The organism is Micromonospora sp. IBHARD003 (assembly GCF_056106285.1).
In genome coordinates this window covers 1,489,897-1,507,492 of the sequence record NZ_JBWBBX010000001.1, presented here as the reverse complement: position 1 = coordinate 1,507,492, position 17,596 = coordinate 1,489,897, and the positions used below count along the sequence as shown (strand labels likewise).

The following is a 17,596-nucleotide window of genomic DNA, read 5'->3' as shown; positions in this document are numbered from 1 at the left end:
AGCCGCCGCGTTCGTGGGCCTCTCCCACCAGGCCGTGCGCCTCGGCGGGCCAGGACCGCCACCCATGCGGGCGACCGGCTCCGGGCACACGGCCCCCGCTGCGCGGAGCGACCGTGACCGGCGAGTCGCCCGCCCGGGCCGCCGTCGGCCGTGGGGCGGTCAGCGCCCCAGGCCCAGGGCGGCCATGCGCAGGCGCAGTTCGTGGTCGTCGAGGGCCGGGGAACAGCGGCGCAGAAGCTTCGCCAGCTCGGCCGGCTGCGCGTCCCCGGACAGCAGAAGGGAGGGCCAGTCCTGCCGCCGCACATCGGCGATGGCCCGCCGCCGCAGCCCGGGCTCCTGGTCCCGAAGCAGAGCCACGGCGCCGCGCAGCCGTGCCATCCCGCCCTGGGCCCGCAGCAGGCGGGACGCGGACCGCCGCAAGGGTATGGACCGGCGGGACTTGAGCAGGGCGAGCAGCCACTCGGTGGGGATGCGTTCCGCCGACGGCAGCAGGGCCTCCGTCGTCTCGCGTACGACGGCCGGATACGGATCGTCGAGCAACGGCCGCAGCCGCAGGTAGTCGGTCTTGCCGAGGACCCGCAGCCCGGCGATCGCGGCGGCTCGGACGGCCCCGGTGGGATGGGTGATCAGCGGCCACAGCAGTGCGGCGTCCGCGGGCTCGCCGCACTCCGCCAGTCCGAGCGGCGCCCAGGACGGAAGGTGCGGGGAGACGGGGTCGGAGCACAGCGCCCGGTAGAGCGGCAGCGGCTCGATGCCGCCCTGCCTCAGCACATAGCGCGCGCAGGCGCGTACGAGCCCGGACTCGTCGGTGAGATACGGCTCCGCTTCGGCATGGCGCCCGGCGCGGCGCAGCGCCGTGACGCCGGCGGAGCGCACCCTCCCCCGGCGGGCGGTGAGCAGCCGGTCGATCACCTGCGCGACGTCCGTGGCATGCGTCTTCGTCGCTTTGGCGAGGGCCGCCTCGGCGCAGAGATCCTGGACGACGACGTCCGGATCGGTCATCGCGATACGGGCGAGATCACCCGGGGAGAACGCGCCTTCCTCGATCAGGACGGCGTGCACGAAGCGGCACGCGGCGCGGTCGCGGCTCGAGAGCAGCGGTTCGAGGTGTTCGAGCGGTGTCGTCCGAACGAGATCGGCGAGTACGTCACGCGCGTAGTCGCCGCGCTCCCTGCGGCCGATGCGCAGGACGAGGGCGGCGACGGGCGGGAGGGTCTCCGGCTCGACCGCGGCGAGCAACGCGCGGAGCGCCTCCCTGGCCCGCTCCCGAACCGGAGCCGCCCAGTCGGCGGTGCGGATGACGATGAGAGGCAGCAGCGCGGGTTCGGACGCGGCCTCGCTGAGCGCGGCCTCCCGGACCCGGCCGTCGCCGTGGCACAGCCTGACGCCCAGAGGGGGTTCACCATGAGCGCCGGACGGGCGTGCGAGGCGGGCCGCCCACAGGGTGAAAGCCCGGATCTCGGCATCGAGGGCCAGCCACGCCTCCGGGGCCGACGTCGACGTCACCTTCCGGGCCAGGGTGTCCCAGGTCTGGGCCAGGGTCTCCGCCGACGAGATGTCCAGGGGTTCGGTGACCGGGGCGGAACCATCGTGGGCCGGTGCCCCAGGAGTCCGGGGGAGGTGGTCCCCCGTCTCCTCCGCCGGGCTCCGGACCGCCCGACCGCCGCCCACCAGCCGTTTCAGCAGACTTCGCATGGCGAGAGCGTAGGGGTGGGCAACTCGGAGCGCCGCCGAATATTCGGCGCCATTGACAAAACATACAGAGGTCTGCATAGTTATACCCATCACGCCATGCACTGTAAGGAGAAACCCGTGACCGAGCGCGTCGTACTCGCCTACTCGGGCGGTCTGGACACCTCCGTCGCCATCGGCTGGATCGCCGAGGAGACGGGCGCCGAGGTCATCGCCGTTGCCGTGGACGTCGGCCAGGGCGGCGAGGACCTGGACGTCATCCGCAAGCGCGCGCTCGCCTGCGGTGCCGTCGAGGCCGAGGTCGCGGACGCCAAGGACGAGTTCGCCGACGAGTACTGCCTCCCGGCGATCAAGGCCAACGCCCTCTACATGGACCGCTACCCGCTGGTCTCCGCCCTCTCCCGGCCGACCATCGTCAAGCACCTCGTCGCCGCCGCGCAGAAGCACGGCGCCTCGATCGTGGCCCACGGCTGCACCGGCAAGGGCAACGACCAGGTGCGCTTCGAGGCCGGCATCGCCTCCCTCGCGCCCGACCTGAAGTGCATCGCCCCGGTCCGTGACTACGCCATGACCCGGGACAAGGCGATCGCCTTCTGCGAGGAGAAGCAGCTCCCGATCGCGACCACCAAGAAGTCGCCGTACTCCATCGACCAGAACGTCTTCGGACGTGCCGTCGAGACCGGCTTCCTCGAGGACATCTGGAACGCGCCGATCGAGGACATCTACGAGTACACCTCCAACCCGGCCACCCCGCGTGAGCCCGACGAGGTGATCGTCTCCTTCAAGGAGGGCGTCCCGGTCGCCATCGACGGCAAGCCCGTCACCGTCCTCCAGGCCATCCAGCAGCTCAACGAGCGCGCGGGGGCCCAGGGCATCGGCCGGATCGACATGGTCGAGGACCGTCTGGTGGGCATCAAGTCCCGGGAGGTCTACGAGGCCCCGGGCGCGATCGCGCTGATCACCGCCCACCAGGAGCTGGAGAACGTCACGGTCGAGCGTGAGCTCGCCCGCTACAAGCGGCAGGTCGAGCAGCGCTGGGGCGAGCTCGTCTACGACGGCCTCTGGTTCTCCCCGCTCAAGCGGGCTCTGGACGGTTTCATCAACGAGGCCAACCAGCACGTCACCGGCGACATCCGGATGACCCTGCACGGCGGCCGTGCCGTCGTCACCGGCCGGAAGTCCGAGCAGTCGCTGTACGACTTCAACCTCGCCACCTACGACTCGGGCGACACCTTCGACCAGTCGAAGGCGCAGGGCTTCATCGACATCTTCGGCCTGTCGTCGAAGATCGCGGCGAAGCGCGACCTCGCCTGATTCGATACGCGTACGACAGCCGCCTCCCCGCCGGTCCGCGGCAGGGAGGCGGCTGCATGTCCAGAACTTGGCAAGTCTTGAGGAGCAAGAGCTGTGAGCAGCAACAACGGTGACGTCCGGCTCTGGGGTGGCCGCTTCGCGGACGGTCCCGCAGAGGCGCTGGCGAAGCTGTCCGCGTCCGTCCACTTCGACTGGCGGCTCGCGCCGTACGACATCGCCGGCTCCCGCGCCCACGCCCGCGTACTCCACAAGGCGGGTCTGCTCACGGCCGGAGAACTGGAGCGCATGCTCGCAGGGCTCGACCTGCTCGAAGCGGACGTGGCCTCGGGCGAGTTCACCGGCACCGTCGCCGACGAGGACGTCCACACCGCCCTGGAACGCGGTCTGCTGGAGCGGCTCGGTCCCGACCTCGGCGGCAAGCTGCGCGCGGGCCGGTCCCGCAACGACCAGGTCGCCACGCTCTTCAGGATGTATCTGCGCGATCACGCCCGGATCATCGGCGGGCTGATCGCCGACCTCCAGGACGCGCTGGTGGGCCTCGCCGAGGCCCACCCGGACGTCGCCATGCCGGGCCGGACCCATCTCCAGCACGCCCAGCCCGTGCTCTTCGCCCACCATGTCCTGGCCCATGTCCAGTCCCTCTCCCGGGACGCCGAGAGGCTGCGGCAGTGGGACGAGCGCACCGCCGTCTCCCCGTACGGGTCCGGCGCGCTCGCCGGGTCCTCCCTCGGGCTCGACCCCGAGGCGGTCGCCCGGGACCTGGGCTTCGAGCACGGCTCGGCCGCCAACTCGATCGACGGCACGGCCTCGCGCGACTTCGTCGCCGAATTCGCCTTCATCACGGCGATGATCGGCGTGAACCTGTCCCGGATCGCCGAGGAGATCATCATCTGGAACACGAAGGAATTCTCCTTCGTGACCCTGCACGACGCCTTCTCCACCGGCTCGTCGATCATGCCGCAGAAGAAGAATCCGGACATCGCAGAGCTGGCACGTGGAAAGTCCGGCCGACTCATCGGCAATCTGACCGGGCTGCTCGCCACGCTCAAGGCCCTCCCGCTCGCGTACAACCGCGACCTCCAGGAGGACAAGGAGCCCGTCTTCGACTCCTGTGACCAGCTCGAGGTGCTGCTGCCCGCCTTCACCGGGATGATGGCGACGCTGACCGTCAACAGGGAACGGATGGAGGAGCTGGCCCCCGCCGGGTTCTCGCTCGCCACCGACATCGCCGAGTGGCTGGTCAGGCAGGGCGTGCCGTTCCGGGTCGCGCACGAGGTCGCCGGCGAGTGCGTCAAGGAGTGCGAGGCGCACGGCATCGAGCTCGACCAGCTCACCGACGACCAGTTCGCCGCGATCTCACCCCATCTGACGCCCGAGGTCCGCACGGTCCTGAACGTCCCCGGTGCGCTCGCGTCGCGGAACGGACGCGGCGGCACCGCCCCGTCGGCCGTCGCGGTCCAGCTCGCCGAGGTCAGGGAGAACCTCGCGGTGCAGCAGGCCTGGGCCGCAGCCAAGCGGTAGCCGGCGGGGCCGACGGCGTCGACCGGGCCGCCGACGGGACATGGTCGGCAGGACACCGGCAGGACACCGGCACGAGAAGACGCGTTCCGGCCGCATGGGCAGGGCCCTGTCGGAGAGCGGCCGGACGCGAGATATCTTGATGTCAAGCAATGTTGCAGACGTGGAGACGTGGAGCGGAGCGCACGGTGACTGACTCGACCATCATCTATACGCACACTGACGAGGCTCCGGCCCTCGCGACGTATTCGTTCCTGCCGGTGATCCAGGCGTACGCCCAGGCCGCCGGGGTCGCTGTGGAGACCCGTGACATCTCCCTGGCCGGACGGATCATCGCCGCGTTCCCGGAGCGCCTCGAAGAGGACCAGCGGATCGGCGACGCGCTCGGCGAGCTCGGCGAGCTGGCAAAGACGCCCAGTGCGAACATCATCAAGCTGCCGAACATCTCGGCCTCGATCCCGCAGCTGAAGGCCGCGGTCGCCGAGCTCCAGCAGCAGGGCTACGCGCTGCCGGACTACCCGGACGACCCGAAGTCGGACGAGGAGCGCGACATCCGCGCCCGTTACGACAAGATCAAGGGCAGCGCCGTCAACCCGGTCCTGCGCGAGGGCAACTCCGACCGCCGCGCCCCCGCGTCGGTCAAGAACTACGCCAAGGCGCACCCGCACCGCATGGGCGCCTGGTCCGCGGAGTCCAAGACCAACGTCGCCACCATGGGTGTGGACGACTTCCGGTCCACCGAGAAGTCCGCGGTGATCTCCGAGGCGGGCTCCCTGCGTATCGAGCTCAAGGGCGACGACGGCTCCACCACGGTGCTGCGCGAGTCCGTGCCGGTACAGGCGGGCGAGGTCGTCGACGCCTCCGTGATGCGGGTGGCGGCGCTGCGCGAGTTCCTCACCGCGCAGATCGCCCGCGCCAAGGCCGAGGGCGTGCTGTTCTCCGTGCACCTCAAGGCCACGATGATGAAGGTCTCCGACCCGATCGTCTTCGGTCACGTCCTGCGGGCCTTCTTCCCGAAGACGTTCGCGAAGTACGGCGAGGCGCTCGCCGCGGCGGGGCTCACCCCGAACGACGGTCTCGGCGGCATCTACAAGGGTCTGGAGTCGCTGCCCGAGGGCGCCGAGATCAAGGCGTCCTTCGACGCCGAGCTCGCCGAGGGCCCGGAGCTGGCCATGGTCGACTCCGACCGCGGCATCACCAACCTGCACGTGCCGTCCGACGTGATCGTCGACGCCTCCATGCCGGCCATGATCCGTACCTCCGGCCACATGTGGGGCCCGGACGGCCAGGAGCACGACACCATCGCCGTCCTCCCGGACAGCAGCTATGCCGGTGTCTACCAGGCCGTGATCGACGACTGCCGCGCCAACGGCGCCTACGACCCGTCGACCATGGGTTCGGTCCCGAACGTCGGTCTGATGGCGCAGAAGGCCGAGGAGTACGGCAGCCACGACAAGACCTTCGAGATCCCGGTGACCGGTACCGTCCGCCTGGTCGACGAGGCCGGAAACGCCCTCATCGAGCAGACGGTCTCCGCGGGCGACATCTTCCGCGCCTGCCAGACCAAGGACGCCCCGATCAAGGACTGGGTGAAGCTGGCCGTCACCCGTGCCCGCGCCACCGGCGACCCGGCCGTGTTCTGGCTGGACGAGACCCGCGCGCACGACGCCAACCTGATCGCCAAGATCAACCAGTACCTGCCGGAGCACGACACCGAGGGCCTGGACATCCGTGTCCTGTCCCCGGTCGAGGCGACCAAGCTGTCCGTGGAGCGCATCCGCCGCGGTGAGAACACCATCTCGGTGACCGGCAACGTGCTGCGCGACTACCTCACCGACCTCTTCCCGATCCTGGAGCTGGGCACCAGCGCCAAGATGCTGTCGGTCGTCCCGCTGATGGCGGGCGGCGGTCTCTTCGAGACCGGCGCCGGCGGCTCCGCGCCGAAGCACGTCCAGCAGCTGGTCAAGGAGAACTACCTGCGCTGGGACAGCCTGGGCGAGTTCTTCGCGCTCGTGCCCGCCTTCGAGCAGTACGCGAAGGCCACCGGCAACGCCCGCGCGCAGGTGCTGGCCGACACGCTCGACCGCGCCACCGGCACCTTCCTCAACGAGGACAAGTCGCCGAGCCGCCGCCTCGGCGGCATCGACAACCGCGGCAGCCACTTCTACCTGTCCATGTACTGGGCCCAGGAGCTGGCCAGGCAGACGGACGACGCGGAGCTCGCCAAGGCGTTCGCCCCGCTCGCCCAGACGCTGGCCGAGAAGGAGTCGGCGATCGTCGACGAGCTGATCGCGGTCCAGGGCTCCCCGGTCGACATCGGCGGCTACTACCAGCCCGACCCGGCCAAGGCCGCCGCCGTCATGCGCCCGTCGGCGACCTTCAACGAGGCCGTCGCCGCCCTCGTCTGATCCCTGCGGCTGCGGACGTTCTCCGCACCACTCGTACCGCCCCCGGCTCGGCTTCCCGCCCGGCCGGGGGCGGTTCCGTTTGCCGCGGGCTACAGCGCCTGCGCCCAGGCCTCCAGCGCGTCGAAGTCCGGCCCGGTCAGCCCGATCCGGTGGTCGACGTGCAGCAGCAGAGCGGCCGCGAGGTACCGCTGCTCGACGAACTCCCTGTCCAGGTGCGTGATCTCGTCGTCGATCCACGCGAAGGGCCGGCCGGCCGCGTAGTCGAGCACGTACTGCGTCTTCCAGAACGTGCCGCGCGGCGAGGCCCCGTGCATCACCGGCCAGTCGATGTACGGCAGCTCGGGCAGCCCCAGATGCGGACCTATCCACTCGTTCGCCTCGTCCTTCCAGGTCGTCGCCCACACCAGCTCGTACCGGCGCGCGAGAGCGAGCAGCTCCGCGCCGTGGCCGTGATTGAGCCACACCCGTAGCGGCTTCGGGCCGGTCCAGCCGTTCGGCCGCATCCGGTGTGTCGTATAGCCCTCAGGGCGTCGCTCGGGTTTGCCGCCGTAGGGATTCAGCGGGCCGTCGATGTCGATCAGCAGCAGGGGTTTCATCTCGTCATGATCCTTTCCAGTCCCCTGTGAGGCACTGAAATATTGAATGAGACAATGACGTCTCATTTGGGGTACGCTTGTCTCATGGCCATGGACCGTGAACAGGTGCTGCGCGCTGCCGCCGCGCTGCTCGCCCGCAAATCGACCGCGACGATGGACGAGGTCGCACGCGCTGCGGGCATCGGGCGCGCCACCCTGCACCGGCACTTCGCCGGGCGCGACGCCCTGGTCAAGGCACTCGAAGCGCTGGGCATCCAGGAATGCGAGGCGGCGCTCGACCGTGCCGGGATCGACCGGGGCGACGCGGTCGAGGGGCTGCGCCGGCTGATCGCCGAGATGGAGCCCGGAGCGGAGCTGCTCGCCTTCCTCGTCACCGAGAACCAGTTGTTCGAGGGTGACGAGATCAACGAAGGCTGGGCCAGGCTCGACGCCCGCGTATCCGCCCTCTTCCGGCGAGGCCAGGAGGAGGGCGCGTTCCGGATCGACCTCCCGGCCGCGTGGCTCACCGAGGCGCTCTACGGGCTCCTCGGCAGCTGCGCCTGGGCCGTCATGGACGGCCGGGTCGCCAAGAACGACTTTCAATTCATGATCGCCGAGCTGCTGCTCGGCGGAGCACGACGGAGTGTGGAGAAATGACCACCAGTACCGCCCAGCGCACGAGCGGGACGGACAACACCGTATACCGCCCCGGGCGTTGGCTCGCGCTGGCGGTCCTTGTGCTGGCCGTGCTGCTGGTCGCCGTCGACGCGACCGTGCTCGGTCTCGCGACACCCTTCCTCAGCGAGGACCTCCAGCCGTCGGGCATCCAGCTCCTGTGGATCGGCGACGTCTACTCGTTCGTCATCGCCGGACTGCTCGTCTCCATGGGCAGCCTCGGTGACCGAATAGGCCGCAAGAAGCTGCTGCTGACCGGCGCCACCGCCTTCGGCGCGCTGTCCGTCCTCAACGCCTACGCCACCACGCCCGAGATGATGATCCTCGCCCGGGCGCTGCTGGGCGTCGCCGGCGCCACACTCATGCCGGCCACGCTCGCCCTTATCCGCAACATCTTCCACGACCCGCGCGAGCGCAGTCTCGCCATCGGCGTCTGGGGCGCCATGGCCTCGGCCGGTGCCGCCGTGGGGCCCGTCGTCGGAGGCTTCCTGCTGGAGCACTTCTGGTGGGGTTCGGTCTTCCTCATCAACGTCCCGGTGATGATCGTGCTGGTCCTCGTCGGCAGCAGGACGCTGCCGGAGTCCAAGGACCCGGTCGCAGGGCCGTGGGACCTGATCAGCGTCGCCCTGTCCCTCGTCGGCATCGTCGGTGTCGTGTACGCCGTCAAGGAGGTCGCGAGCGAGGGCCCGGGCCCCACTTCGGCCGCCGTGCTGCTCATCGGTGCCGCCGCGCTCTACGGCTTCGTCCGCAGGCAGCTCACTCTGCCCGCGCCGCTGCTGGACATGCGTCTGTTCCGCCACCGGGGCTTCTCCGCGGCGGTGCTCGCCGATCTGCTGACCATCCTGGGGCTGTCCGGACTGGTCTTCTTCCTGTCCCAGTTCCTGCAGCTCGTCCAGGGCCGGGAGCCGCTCGAGGCGGGACTCGCGGAACTCCCCGCCGCGATCGGCGCCGTGGTCACCGGTCTGATCGCCGGCAGGTTCGCCCGGCGGTTCTCCGTACGGTCCGTGGTCGCCGGCGGTCTCGCCGCGGTGGGTGCCGCACTCGCCGCACTGACCGTGATCGGCCAGTCCACCGGATACCCGGTCCTCGGCGCCGCCCTGCTCGTGGTCGGTGTCGGCGCCGGCTTCTCCTTCACCGTCACGGCCGACGTCATTCTCTCGGCCGTTCCGAAGGAGCAGGCGGGTGCCGCGTCCGCGGTGTCCGAGACCGCGTACGAACTCGGCGCGGCGCTCGGAATCGCGCTGCTCGGCTCGATCGTGACGGGCGTCTACAGCGGCTTCGCCGTCCCTGCCGGAGTGCCCTCGGGCGCGGCGTCCGCGGCTCACGAGTCGCTCGGGGGCGCCGTCGAGGCGGCGGCCAAGCTCCCGCACGAGCAGGGCGCGGCGCTGCTCGGCGCCGCCCAGGACGCGTTCACGGAGGGGCTGCGCCTCGCCTCGGGCATCGGCGCGGCGGTCCTGCTGGCCACCGCCGTCGCCGCGTGGTTCCTGCTGCGCGGCCAGAAGCTCGCCGACCACGTCGAGCACTGACGGCCCCGGCGCATACGACGGGTCATAGACGACCGGTCATATACGACGGGCCGTATACGACACGGCCCCCCGGCGGATGCGCCGGGGGGCGTCTCGCGTCGTGTCGCGCCGCTTCGTGCGGCGGGACGTCCGGTCACACCGCAGTGCGCGGCGGGACCGGAAGCGGGGCGGGTGCGGCGCTCAGGCCGCCTTCGCCTTGGTGGCGTACATGTCCACGTACTCCTGGCCGGAAAGCCGCATCACCTCGGCCATCACCGAGTCCGTCACCGCCCGCAGCACATAGCGGTCACGGTCCATGCCCTCGTAGCGGGAGAACTCCATCGGCTCGCCGAAGCGGATCGTCACCCGGCCGGGGCGCGGCATCCCCGCGCCGCCCGGCTGCAGCTTGTCCGTGCCGATCATCGCGAACGGCACGACCGGCGCGCCCGTCATCAGGGTCAGCCGGGCGATGCCCGTACGGCCCCGGTAGAGGCGGCCGTCGGGAGAGCGGGTGCCCTCCGGGTAGATGCCGAAGACCTTGCCCTCCTCCAGGATCCGGCTGCCCGTCATCAGCGCCGCGACCCCGCCGTTCGCGCCGTCGCGGTCCACCGGGACCATGCCGACCCCGGTGAAGAACCAGGCCATGAGCCGGCCCTTCAGGCCCTTGCCGGTGACGTACTCGTCCTTGCCGATGAAGAAGACCGGCCGGTCGCACACCAGGGGAAGCACCATCGAGTCGATGAAGGTCAGGTGATTGCCGGCGAGGATGACGGGACCGTCCGCGGGGATGTGCTGGACGCCTTCCACCCGGGGGCGGAACATCAGGCGCAGGAACGGTCCGAGCACTGCCTTGATGAGCGACAAGCGGGACAACGGGTCCTCCGAAGTCATGGGGCGGTCTCTACGGCACTTGGTGTGCCCAAGGTCGTGTGGCCGACGAAATCTCTGCAGGTGAGGACGATACTCGCGGGCAGGGGTCGGACGCACACGGGGTTCACGGACCAGATACGCAGTGTTGACCTGAGTTTGGGACGCGTTTGCCCTGGGTCTCCCGTACGTAACGCCGGCGACCTAGCGTGGGGGCCGCCCCGGCCCTGCGTGCCGGGTGCGGAGTACCACCCCACATCACCATGTTCGTCACCATCGAACCCGACGGAGGATCACTCATGGCTCAGGGCGCGGGCACCACTCCCGGACGCCGGACCGTTCTCGGAGCGGCGGTGGCCGGATCGGCGGCTCTCGGCATCGCCGGGTCCGCGGCGGCGAGCGCCGTGGCCGCCACTCCCGCCGCGGCCACCGGGCGCGACGGCGGCGCGTACGGCCACCGGCACCTCCCCGTCCCGACGGTCATCGCCCACCGAGGTGCCAGCGGCTACCGCCCGGAGCACACCCTCGGCTCGTACCAACTGGCCCTCGACATGGGCGCGCACGTCATCGAGCAGGACCTCGTGCCCACCAAGGACGGGCATCTGGTCTGCCGCCACGAGAACGACATCACGGGCACCACGGACGTCGCCGCGCATCCCGAGTTCGCCTCCCGCCGGACGACCAAGTCCGTCGACGGCGTCGGCATCACCGGCTGGTTCACCGAGGACTTCACGCTCGCCGAGCTGAAGACCCTGCGCGCCAAGGAGCGGATCCCCGCCGTCCGCCAGGAGAACACCCTCTACGACGGCCGCTGGGAGATCCCCACCTTCGAGGAGGTCCTGCGCTGGGCCGAGAAGGAAGGCCGCAGGCGCGGACACCCGGTGTGGCTCCACGTGGAGACCAAGCACCCCACGTACTTCCGGGGAATCGGCCTCGGACTCGAGGAGCCGCTCGCCAAGCTGCTGCGCCGCTACGGGCGCCACCGCGCCGACTCGCCCGTCTTCCTCCAGTCGTTCGAGCCCGGCAGCATCCAGAGACTCGCCCGCCTCGTCGCGTCGCCGCGCGTCGTGCTGCTCTCGGGCGCCGCCACCCGCCCCTGGGACTTCGTCCAGTCCGGTGACCCGCGGACGGTCGCGGACCTGGTGAAGCCGGAGGGCCTGACGTGGATCGCCTCCTTCGCCCAGGGCATAGGCCCGACGGTCGACCTGATCATCCCGAAGGACGCCGACGGCAAGCTGGGTACGCCCACCACCCTGGTCCGCGACGCGCACGCCAAGGGTCTGATCCTGCACCCCTACACGATGCGCAACGAGAACGCCTTCCTGCCCGCCGACTTCCGTCGCGGCACCGACCCGAACGCCTACGGCGACGCGTTCGGCGCCTTCAAGGTCTACTTCGAGCAGGGAATCGACGGCATCTTCACCGACAACGCGGACACCGGGCTGCTGGCCAGGGCGGACTTCCTCGCCCGCTGACCGTCAGCACACCGGAGGCCGTCATACCGTCGGGTGAGAGCGGGACGGGGCCGAAACCGCGGCCGCCGCGGTGACGTCACGCCCTGCATGACGCCACAGCCGCAGCGGCCCGGCGGCCCCGCCGCACCCTCACCCGTGCCCTCGCCCCAGCCGACCCGGCCGGTGCCCGCCCCGGTCGGCCCACCCGCCGGGGCGGGCGCGCTGGTGACGGTGCTGCGTCCGCTCGTCGCCGCGGAGGCCGACGCCGAGGCGCAGGACGGCGCCCTGGACTCCGCCGACCTCGAACAGGACGTGTGGGTACGTCTGCTGGAGCGACTCGGCGCCGAAGGGCCGCCCCGTGACGCGGCGGCCTGGGTACGCGGTGCCGTACGCGACGAGGCGCGCAGGGCCCGCCACCGGGCCCTGAGTGAACGGCCCTGGGCCCATGAGCCGGCGGCCGGCCCCGCCACCTGTCCCGAACGGGCCCTCCTCGTCGCCGAGCGGCGGCGGACGCTGCGCGCCGCGGTGGCCCGGACCCCGGGATCCTGTCCGCGGCTGCTGACGGCCATGCTGTCCCCGGCAGACCCCACATACCGGGAAATCGCAGGACAGTTGGGTATGTCACAAGGCAGTCTGGGACCCATGCGTTCCCGTTGCCTGGGATGTCTGCGCAGAATGCTCGCGGCAGAGGTTGCCGCTCCTGAACTCCGGGAAAGGAGCGGTAGACATTCAGGTGACAGGTGAGCGGGAGGCGCGCCACACATGGGCATGAGCGTGAGCATCTCAGCGGCGACGGTGCAGGACGCCGAACACATCCTCAAGCTGCAGTACCTCTGCTACCAGAGCGAGGCGCAGCTCTACGGCGACTACGCCATCGAACCCCTCACGCAGACCCTCGACGACCTGAGGGCCGAACTGGCCCGCGGACACGCACTGGTGGCCAGGCTCGGCGACGAGGTCATCGCGTCCGTACGCGGCGAGATCGACGAGGACGGTACCGCCCGTATCGCCAAGCTCATCGTTCACCCGCGAATGCAGCGCCACGGCCTCGGCGGACGGCTGCTGGACGCCATCGAGGCGCACTTCGCCGAAGCCTCCGCGGCCAAGCGCTTCCAGCTCTTCACCGGGCACCGCAGCGACCGCAATCTGCGCCTCTACCGGCGCCACGGCTACGCGCCCGTGTCGGAGCTGGCCGCCGGGCCGAGGCTGACCGTGATCACCCTGGAGAAGAGGGTCGGGTCACTGGGCGCCGGTGCGGGGCACAGCACGCAGGACTACACCGCCAGCGCCTGAAGCCGACCCGCGCCTGAAGTGACACGGGCACGTCCCGGCTCAGCGCCGGGACGTGCGCAGCCACAGCATCCCGGTGACCGGGAGCAGGACCGGGATGAAGAGATAGCCCATGCCGTAGTCGGTCCACACCGTGGCGTCCGGGAACGCGCCCGGTTCCGCCAGCGTCCAGGTGCCCACGGTCAGGACGCCCACCAGCTCGGCGGCACAGGAGACGAGTGCCGCCCTGCGCGCCGTCTCACCGCCGCGCACCAGGGTGTACGTGATGAACGCGTACACCGCGGCGGCCACGGCCGACAGGGAGTAGGCGAGCGGGGCGCGCTCGTACTCGGTGGCGATCTGGTAGACGGAGCGCGACACCGCACCCACCGACATCACGCCGTACAGCCAGACCAGCAGCAGCCCGGGGCCGCGGACGAGCCGTGTCCGCGAACCCTTCCCGCCTCCCTCGGTGATGTCGCCGGTACCCGCGGCGGACTCGGTCATGCTCAGGCCTTCCAGATGTCGTAGAGCCGTACTTCCAGCACGGCGAGCACCACCGCGCCCGCCGCGACCGTCACCGAGCCCCAGCGGGTCCGCTCGGCCAGCGACAGGAAGCCGGCGGCCGGTACCGCGGCGAAGGCGCCGATCAGATACGAGATGAAGATCACCGAGCCCTCGTCGGCCCGTTCGCCGCGCGCGAGCTGCACGATGCCCGTGACCAGCTGTGCCAGCGCCAGGACCGTCACCACCGCCATACCGATGAAGTGCCAGTCCTTCGTCGGCTGGTCCCGGTAGGCGGCGTAACCGCACCAGGCGGCGAGGGCGAGGGCGGCCGCGGAGACGGCGACCGTCAGGGCGTCGAGCATGCAGCCGAGCGTATTACGGGCCGAAAGGCCCGATGCGCCCGGCCCCCGCGGGCGGGGCGCTCACCGTCCACACCACCGTGGTCTTGACCACAGAAGTCGTTCGGGGCGGTGGCGGTGGGACACGGGTGTCACGGCCGATTCCCCGGTATCCATGCAGGTCGATGGACTGACGCGGGCAACCGTGACGGCGGCAGTGCGTCCGAAGTCCGGACGATTCCGTCCCGAAATGCGGACGCTGGAGATCGGCTCGGATGCTCGTCTGCTTTACTGGGCCGCATGACCACGACGAGCAGCCGCACCCTTGCGACCGAGGCGAACATGACGCCCGGTGCTCGCTGTATGTGTCGAATGTGCGCCTTCTGAGGGCCCCTGCCTGAGCCTCGCGCCCCGAAGCGAGACCCCGACAGCAGCCAGAGCACGGCGTCCGGACCGCCGGACCGTGCCCGCCCCGCGCACACACCGTCCCCCTGGCCGTCTGTGCTGCGCCTGCCTGTCCACTAGGCGACACACCCATGCCCGGCGCACCCCTGCGCCGTGCCACTCGACAACGACGGAAATCCCTGTGATCACCACCAAGGGCCTCACGAAGGTCTACCAGTCGCGAGGCCGCGACGTCACCGCCCTGGACGGGGTCGATCTCCACGTCCGCGAGGGCGAGGTCTTCGGCGTCATCGGCCGCAGCGGCGCCGGAAAGTCGTCCCTCATCCGCTGCGTCAACCTCCTGGAACGGCCCACCTCCGGAACCGTGACGGTCGACGGCGTGGACCTCACCGCTCTCGCCGGGCGCGGCAACCGCGCCGGCAGGGAGCTGCGCCAGGCCCGCAGCCGCATCGGCATGGTCTTCCAGCACTTCAACCTGCTGTCCTCGCGCAGCGTCAAGGACAACATCGAGCTTCCCCTGGAGATCCTCGGTGTCTCCGGCGCCGAGCGCTCCCGCCGCGCCCTCGAACTGCTCGACCTCGTCGGCCTCGCCGACAAGGCCAAGGCGTACCCGGGACAGCTCTCCGGCGGGCAGAAGCAGCGCGTCGGCATCGCCCGCGCCCTGGCCGGCAACCCGAAGGTGCTGCTCTCCGACGAGGCCACCAGTGCCCTCGACCCCGAGACCACCCGCTCCATCCTCCAGCTGCTGCGCGACCTCAACCGGGAGCTCGGTCTGACCGTCCTGCTCATCACGCACGAGATGGACGTCGTCAAGACGGTCTGCGACTCGGCCGCCCTGATGAAGCAGGGCCGGATCGTGGAGTCCGGCACGGTCGCCGAGCTGCTCGCCACACCGGGGTCGGAACTCGCCCAGGAGCTGTTCCCGGTGACCGGGGACGCCACGGGCCCGAACCGTACGGTCGTCGACGTCACCTTCCAGGGAGACGCCGCCACCCAGCCCGTGATCTCCCAGCTCTCGCGCACGTACAACATCGACATCTCGATCCTCGGCGCCGCCATGGACACCGTCGGCGGCAAGCAGATCGGCCGGATGCGCATCGAACTGCCGGGCCGTTACGAGGACAACGTCGTGCCGGTCGGCTTCCTGCGCGAGCAGGGCCTGCAGGTCGAGATCGTCGAGTACGAGGACGGGCACGAGCGCGGGCACGCACCCGAGAACGAGCGCGGCGGGTCCGGCGAACTCCCCGCGCCGCGGCCCGAACTGGTGAAGGAGACCGCCAAGTGACCTGGTCGGAGATGCAGCCGCTGCTGGCCCAGGGAACCATCGACACCCTCTACATGGTGTTGTGGTCCACGGTCGCGACCGTCGTCGGCGGACTCCCGCTCGGCATTCTGCTGGTCCTCACCGACAGGGGCGGACTGCTGCAGAACACCCCGGTGAACAAGGCCGTCGGCGTGATCGTGAACATCGGCCGCTCGCTGCCGTTCATCATCCTGCTGATCGCGCTGATCCCCTTCACCACCGCGGTCGTCGGCACCTTCATCGGCCCCACGGCCATGATCGTGCCGCTCGCCGTCGGCGCCATCCCCTTCTTCGCGCGGCTCGTCGAAACGGCGATCCGCGAGGTCGACCACGGACTGGTCGAAGCGGTCCAGTCCATGGGCGGCTCCATTCCGACGATCGTCCGGAAGGTGCTGCTCCCGCAGGCACTGCCCTCGATCGCCGCGGCCGTCACCACCACCGTGATCGTCCTCGTCGGGTATTCGGCGATGGCGGGCGCGGTCGGCGGCGAAGGGCTCGGATCCAAGGCCGTCACCTACGGCTTCCAGCGATTCGAGACCTCGTTCATGCTCATCACCGTCGTCGTCCTGATCGCCATCGTCACGGCCGCACAGCTGATCGGCGACGGAGTCGTACGGCTGCTGGCCCGCCGGGGCCGCACCGCCTGAGCGTCCTTCCGCTTCACCCGGCACATCCGCAAGCCCGCACTCCTTGTCCGGGCGTTGTCAGTACGCACCACCAGAAAGAGGCACTTTTCGTGCGCAACCACCGCAAGTACATCAAGTTCACCGCCACCACCGCTGCCACCGCCGCGCTCACCCTCGGCCTCAGCGCCTGCGGCACGGCTTCCGACCCGGGCGCCAAGACCGTCTCCGGGGACAAGGCCGCGGCGGCGAACGAGCCCCTCGTCGTCGCCGCCTCCCCGACCCCGCACGCCGACATCCTCGAGTACGTCAGGAAGAACCTGGCCGAGAAGGCCGGACTCAAGCTCGAGGTCAAGGAGTTCACGGACTACGTCCTGCCGAACACCGCCACCCAGCAGGGCCAGGTCGGCGCCAACTTCTTCCAGCACAAGCCGTACCTGGACGACTTCAACAAGAAGAACAAGACCACCATCGTTCCGGTCGTCAACGTCCACCTGGAGCCGCTCGGCCTCTACTCCAAGAAGGCCGGGTCGCTGGCGGACATCAAGGCCGGCCAGACCATCGCGGTGCCCAACGACACCACCAACGAGGGCCGCGCGCTCAAGCTGCTCGCCGACAACGGCCTGATCACCCTCAGGCCGGGCGCGGGTACCGACGCCAAGCTCTCCGACATCACCGACAAGAAGGGCCTGGAGTTCAAGGAGCTGGAGGCCGCCACGCTGCCCCGCGCCCTGAACGACGTCGACGCCGCCGTCATCAACGGCAACTACGCCATCGAGGCGGACCTCAAGCCCGCGAAGGACTCCCTGGCGCTGGAGAAGGCGGAGGGCAACCCGTACGCCAACTTCCTCGCCGTCAAGAAGGGCAACGAGAAGGACCCGCGGGTGGAGAAGCTCGCGAAGCTCCTCAACTCTCCCGAAGTGAAGAAGTACATCGAGGACACCTACGCCGGCTCGGTCATCCCGGCCTTCGGTCCCGTCAAGTGACGCCCCGCGCCAAGTAGCCGCAGTCACCGGCCCCTTGTGGCCGGTCCGCGTGGACGAAGGCTCCGCACATCCTCCGTGGTGCGCGGGGCCTTCGGCGTATCTTCGGCGTACCGACCCGGCCATGCGCATCCGTCAGCCGATGTTGCATGCTGGGCCT

16 protein-coding genes are annotated in these 17,596 nt (G+C 70.2%); 11 read left to right on the top strand and 5 right to left on the bottom strand.

Going from position 1 to position 17,596, the window contains the following annotated elements:
- Positions 1-159: 159 nt before the first annotated feature.
- Positions 160-1,695, bottom strand: coding sequence for a hypothetical protein (locus ACTWOL_RS06645; protein WP_474295300.1), 1,536 nt, complete (start codon positions 1,693-1,695; stop codon positions 160-162).
- Positions 1,696-1,812: 117 nt separating this feature from the next.
- Between ACTWOL_RS06645 and ACTWOL_RS06640 the strand changes: the two genes are divergently transcribed.
- The 3 genes from ACTWOL_RS06640 (at position 1,813) to ACTWOL_RS06630 (ending at position 6,932) form a co-directional block, all read left to right on the top strand.
- Positions 1,813-3,006 carry an argininosuccinate synthase gene (locus ACTWOL_RS06640; RefSeq protein WP_474295298.1) on the top strand — a complete coding sequence of 398 codons (1,194 nt, stop codon included), beginning with the start codon at positions 1,813-1,815 and terminating at the stop codon, positions 3,004-3,006.
- Between the two features lie 93 nt (positions 3,007-3,099).
- Entirely contained in the window at positions 3,100-4,527 is a 1,428-nt protein-coding gene (argH, locus tag ACTWOL_RS06635) for an argininosuccinate lyase (RefSeq protein ID WP_474295296.1), read from the top strand.
- 185 nt (positions 4,528-4,712) lie between these two features.
- On the top strand, positions 4,713-6,932 hold the full coding sequence (locus tag ACTWOL_RS06630; RefSeq protein ID WP_474295294.1) for an NADP-dependent isocitrate dehydrogenase: 2,220 nt from the start codon (positions 4,713-4,715) through the stop codon (positions 6,930-6,932).
- Positions 6,933-7,021: 89 nt separating this feature from the next.
- Here ACTWOL_RS06630 and ACTWOL_RS06625 read toward each other — a convergent pair whose 3' ends face one another.
- Positions 7,022-7,528 carry an HAD domain-containing protein gene (locus ACTWOL_RS06625; protein WP_474295292.1) on the bottom strand — a complete coding sequence of 169 codons (507 nt, stop codon included), beginning with the start codon at positions 7,526-7,528 and terminating at the stop codon, positions 7,022-7,024.
- 84 nt (positions 7,529-7,612) lie between these two features.
- On the opposite strand from ACTWOL_RS06625, the gene ACTWOL_RS06620 reads away from it, so the two are divergent.
- Positions 7,613-8,164: a TetR/AcrR family transcriptional regulator gene (locus ACTWOL_RS06620; protein ID WP_474295290.1), complete on the top strand. Its 552-nt coding sequence runs from the start codon at positions 7,613-7,615 to the stop codon at positions 8,162-8,164.
- Positions 8,161-9,708: an MFS transporter gene (locus ACTWOL_RS06615; protein WP_474295287.1), complete on the top strand. Its 1,548-nt coding sequence runs from the start codon at positions 8,161-8,163 to the stop codon at positions 9,706-9,708. Before ACTWOL_RS06620 ends, ACTWOL_RS06615 begins: the two co-directional genes overlap by 4 nt.
- Before the next feature lie 180 nt (positions 9,709-9,888).
- Here ACTWOL_RS06615 and ACTWOL_RS06610 read toward each other — a convergent pair whose 3' ends face one another.
- A complete protein-coding gene (locus tag ACTWOL_RS06610; RefSeq protein WP_474295285.1) occupies positions 9,889-10,578 on the bottom strand; it encodes a lysophospholipid acyltransferase family protein in 690 nt (229 codons plus the stop codon).
- Positions 10,579-10,853: 275 nt separating this feature from the next.
- On the opposite strand from ACTWOL_RS06610, the gene ACTWOL_RS06605 reads away from it, so the two are divergent.
- The 3 genes from ACTWOL_RS06605 to ACTWOL_RS06595 all read left to right on the top strand — a co-directional run bounded on the left by ACTWOL_RS06605 (position 10,854) and on the right by ACTWOL_RS06595 (position 13,301).
- On the top strand, positions 10,854-12,029 hold the full coding sequence (locus ACTWOL_RS06605) for a glycerophosphodiester phosphodiesterase (RefSeq protein ID WP_474295283.1): 1,176 nt from the start codon (positions 10,854-10,856) through the stop codon (positions 12,027-12,029).
- A gap of 135 nt (positions 12,030-12,164) precedes the next feature.
- Positions 12,165-12,752 carry a sigma-70 family RNA polymerase sigma factor gene (locus ACTWOL_RS06600; protein WP_474295281.1) on the top strand — a complete coding sequence of 196 codons (588 nt, stop codon included), beginning with the start codon at positions 12,165-12,167 and terminating at the stop codon, positions 12,750-12,752.
- A 30-nt stretch (positions 12,753-12,782) separates the two neighbouring features.
- Positions 12,783-13,301 carry a GNAT family N-acetyltransferase gene (locus ACTWOL_RS06595; protein WP_474295278.1) on the top strand — a complete coding sequence of 173 codons (519 nt, stop codon included), beginning with the start codon at positions 12,783-12,785 and terminating at the stop codon, positions 13,299-13,301.
- Positions 13,302-13,340: 39 nt separating this feature from the next.
- Here the strand turns inward: ACTWOL_RS06595 and ACTWOL_RS06590 are convergent, their stop codons facing one another.
- Both ACTWOL_RS06590 and ACTWOL_RS06585 read right to left on the bottom strand, forming a co-directional pair.
- The gene (locus ACTWOL_RS06590) at positions 13,341-13,784 is read right to left on the bottom strand and encodes a hypothetical protein (RefSeq protein WP_474295275.1); all 444 of its coding nucleotides are present in this window, start codon (positions 13,782-13,784) and stop codon (positions 13,341-13,343) included.
- Between the two features lie 2 nt (positions 13,785-13,786).
- Entirely contained in the window at positions 13,787-14,146 is a 360-nt protein-coding gene (locus ACTWOL_RS06585; protein WP_474295271.1) for a hypothetical protein, read from the bottom strand.
- Positions 14,147-14,708: 562 nt separating this feature from the next.
- On the opposite strand from ACTWOL_RS06585, the gene ACTWOL_RS06580 reads away from it, so the two are divergent.
- The 3 genes from ACTWOL_RS06580 (at position 14,709) to ACTWOL_RS06570 (ending at position 17,439) form a co-directional block, all read left to right on the top strand.
- Entirely contained in the window at positions 14,709-15,812 is a 1,104-nt protein-coding gene (locus ACTWOL_RS06580) for a methionine ABC transporter ATP-binding protein (RefSeq protein ID WP_474295269.1), read from the top strand.
- Positions 15,809-16,477, top strand: coding sequence for a methionine ABC transporter permease (locus ACTWOL_RS06575; RefSeq protein ID WP_474295267.1), 669 nt, complete (start codon positions 15,809-15,811; stop codon positions 16,475-16,477). The genes ACTWOL_RS06580 and ACTWOL_RS06575 overlap by 4 nt, the downstream gene beginning before the upstream one ends.
- Before the next feature lie 89 nt (positions 16,478-16,566).
- The gene (locus ACTWOL_RS06570; RefSeq protein WP_474295265.1) at positions 16,567-17,439 is read left to right on the top strand and encodes a MetQ/NlpA family ABC transporter substrate-binding protein; all 873 of its coding nucleotides are present in this window, start codon (positions 16,567-16,569) and stop codon (positions 17,437-17,439) included.
- The last annotated feature ends 157 nt before the right edge of the window (positions 17,440-17,596 follow it).

Excerpts from the sequence above, each read along its gene's own strand:
- ACTWOL_RS06615 (WP_474295287.1), top strand. The coding sequence starts at position 8,161 with ATGACCACCAGTACCGCCCAGCGCACGAGCGGGACGGACAACACCGTA.
- ACTWOL_RS06625 (WP_474295292.1), bottom strand. The coding sequence starts at position 7,528 with ATGAAACCCCTGCTGCTGATCGACATCGACGGCCCGCTGAATCCCTAC.
- ACTWOL_RS06585 (WP_474295271.1), bottom strand. The coding sequence starts at position 14,146 with ATGCTCGACGCCCTGACGGTCGCCGTCTCCGCGGCCGCCCTCGCCCTC.
- ACTWOL_RS06610 (WP_474295285.1), bottom strand. The coding sequence starts at position 10,578 with ATGACTTCGGAGGACCCGTTGTCCCGCTTGTCGCTCATCAAGGCAGTG.
- ACTWOL_RS06620 (WP_474295290.1), top strand. The coding sequence starts at position 7,613 with ATGGCCATGGACCGTGAACAGGTGCTGCGCGCTGCCGCCGCGCTGCTC.
- ACTWOL_RS06645 (WP_474295300.1), bottom strand. The coding sequence starts at position 1,695 with ATGCGAAGTCTGCTGAAACGGCTGGTGGGCGGCGGTCGGGCGGTCCGG.
- ACTWOL_RS06590 (WP_474295275.1), bottom strand. The coding sequence starts at position 13,784 with ATGACCGAGTCCGCCGCGGGTACCGGCGACATCACCGAGGGAGGCGGG.
- ACTWOL_RS06605 (WP_474295283.1), top strand. The coding sequence starts at position 10,854 with ATGGCTCAGGGCGCGGGCACCACTCCCGGACGCCGGACCGTTCTCGGA.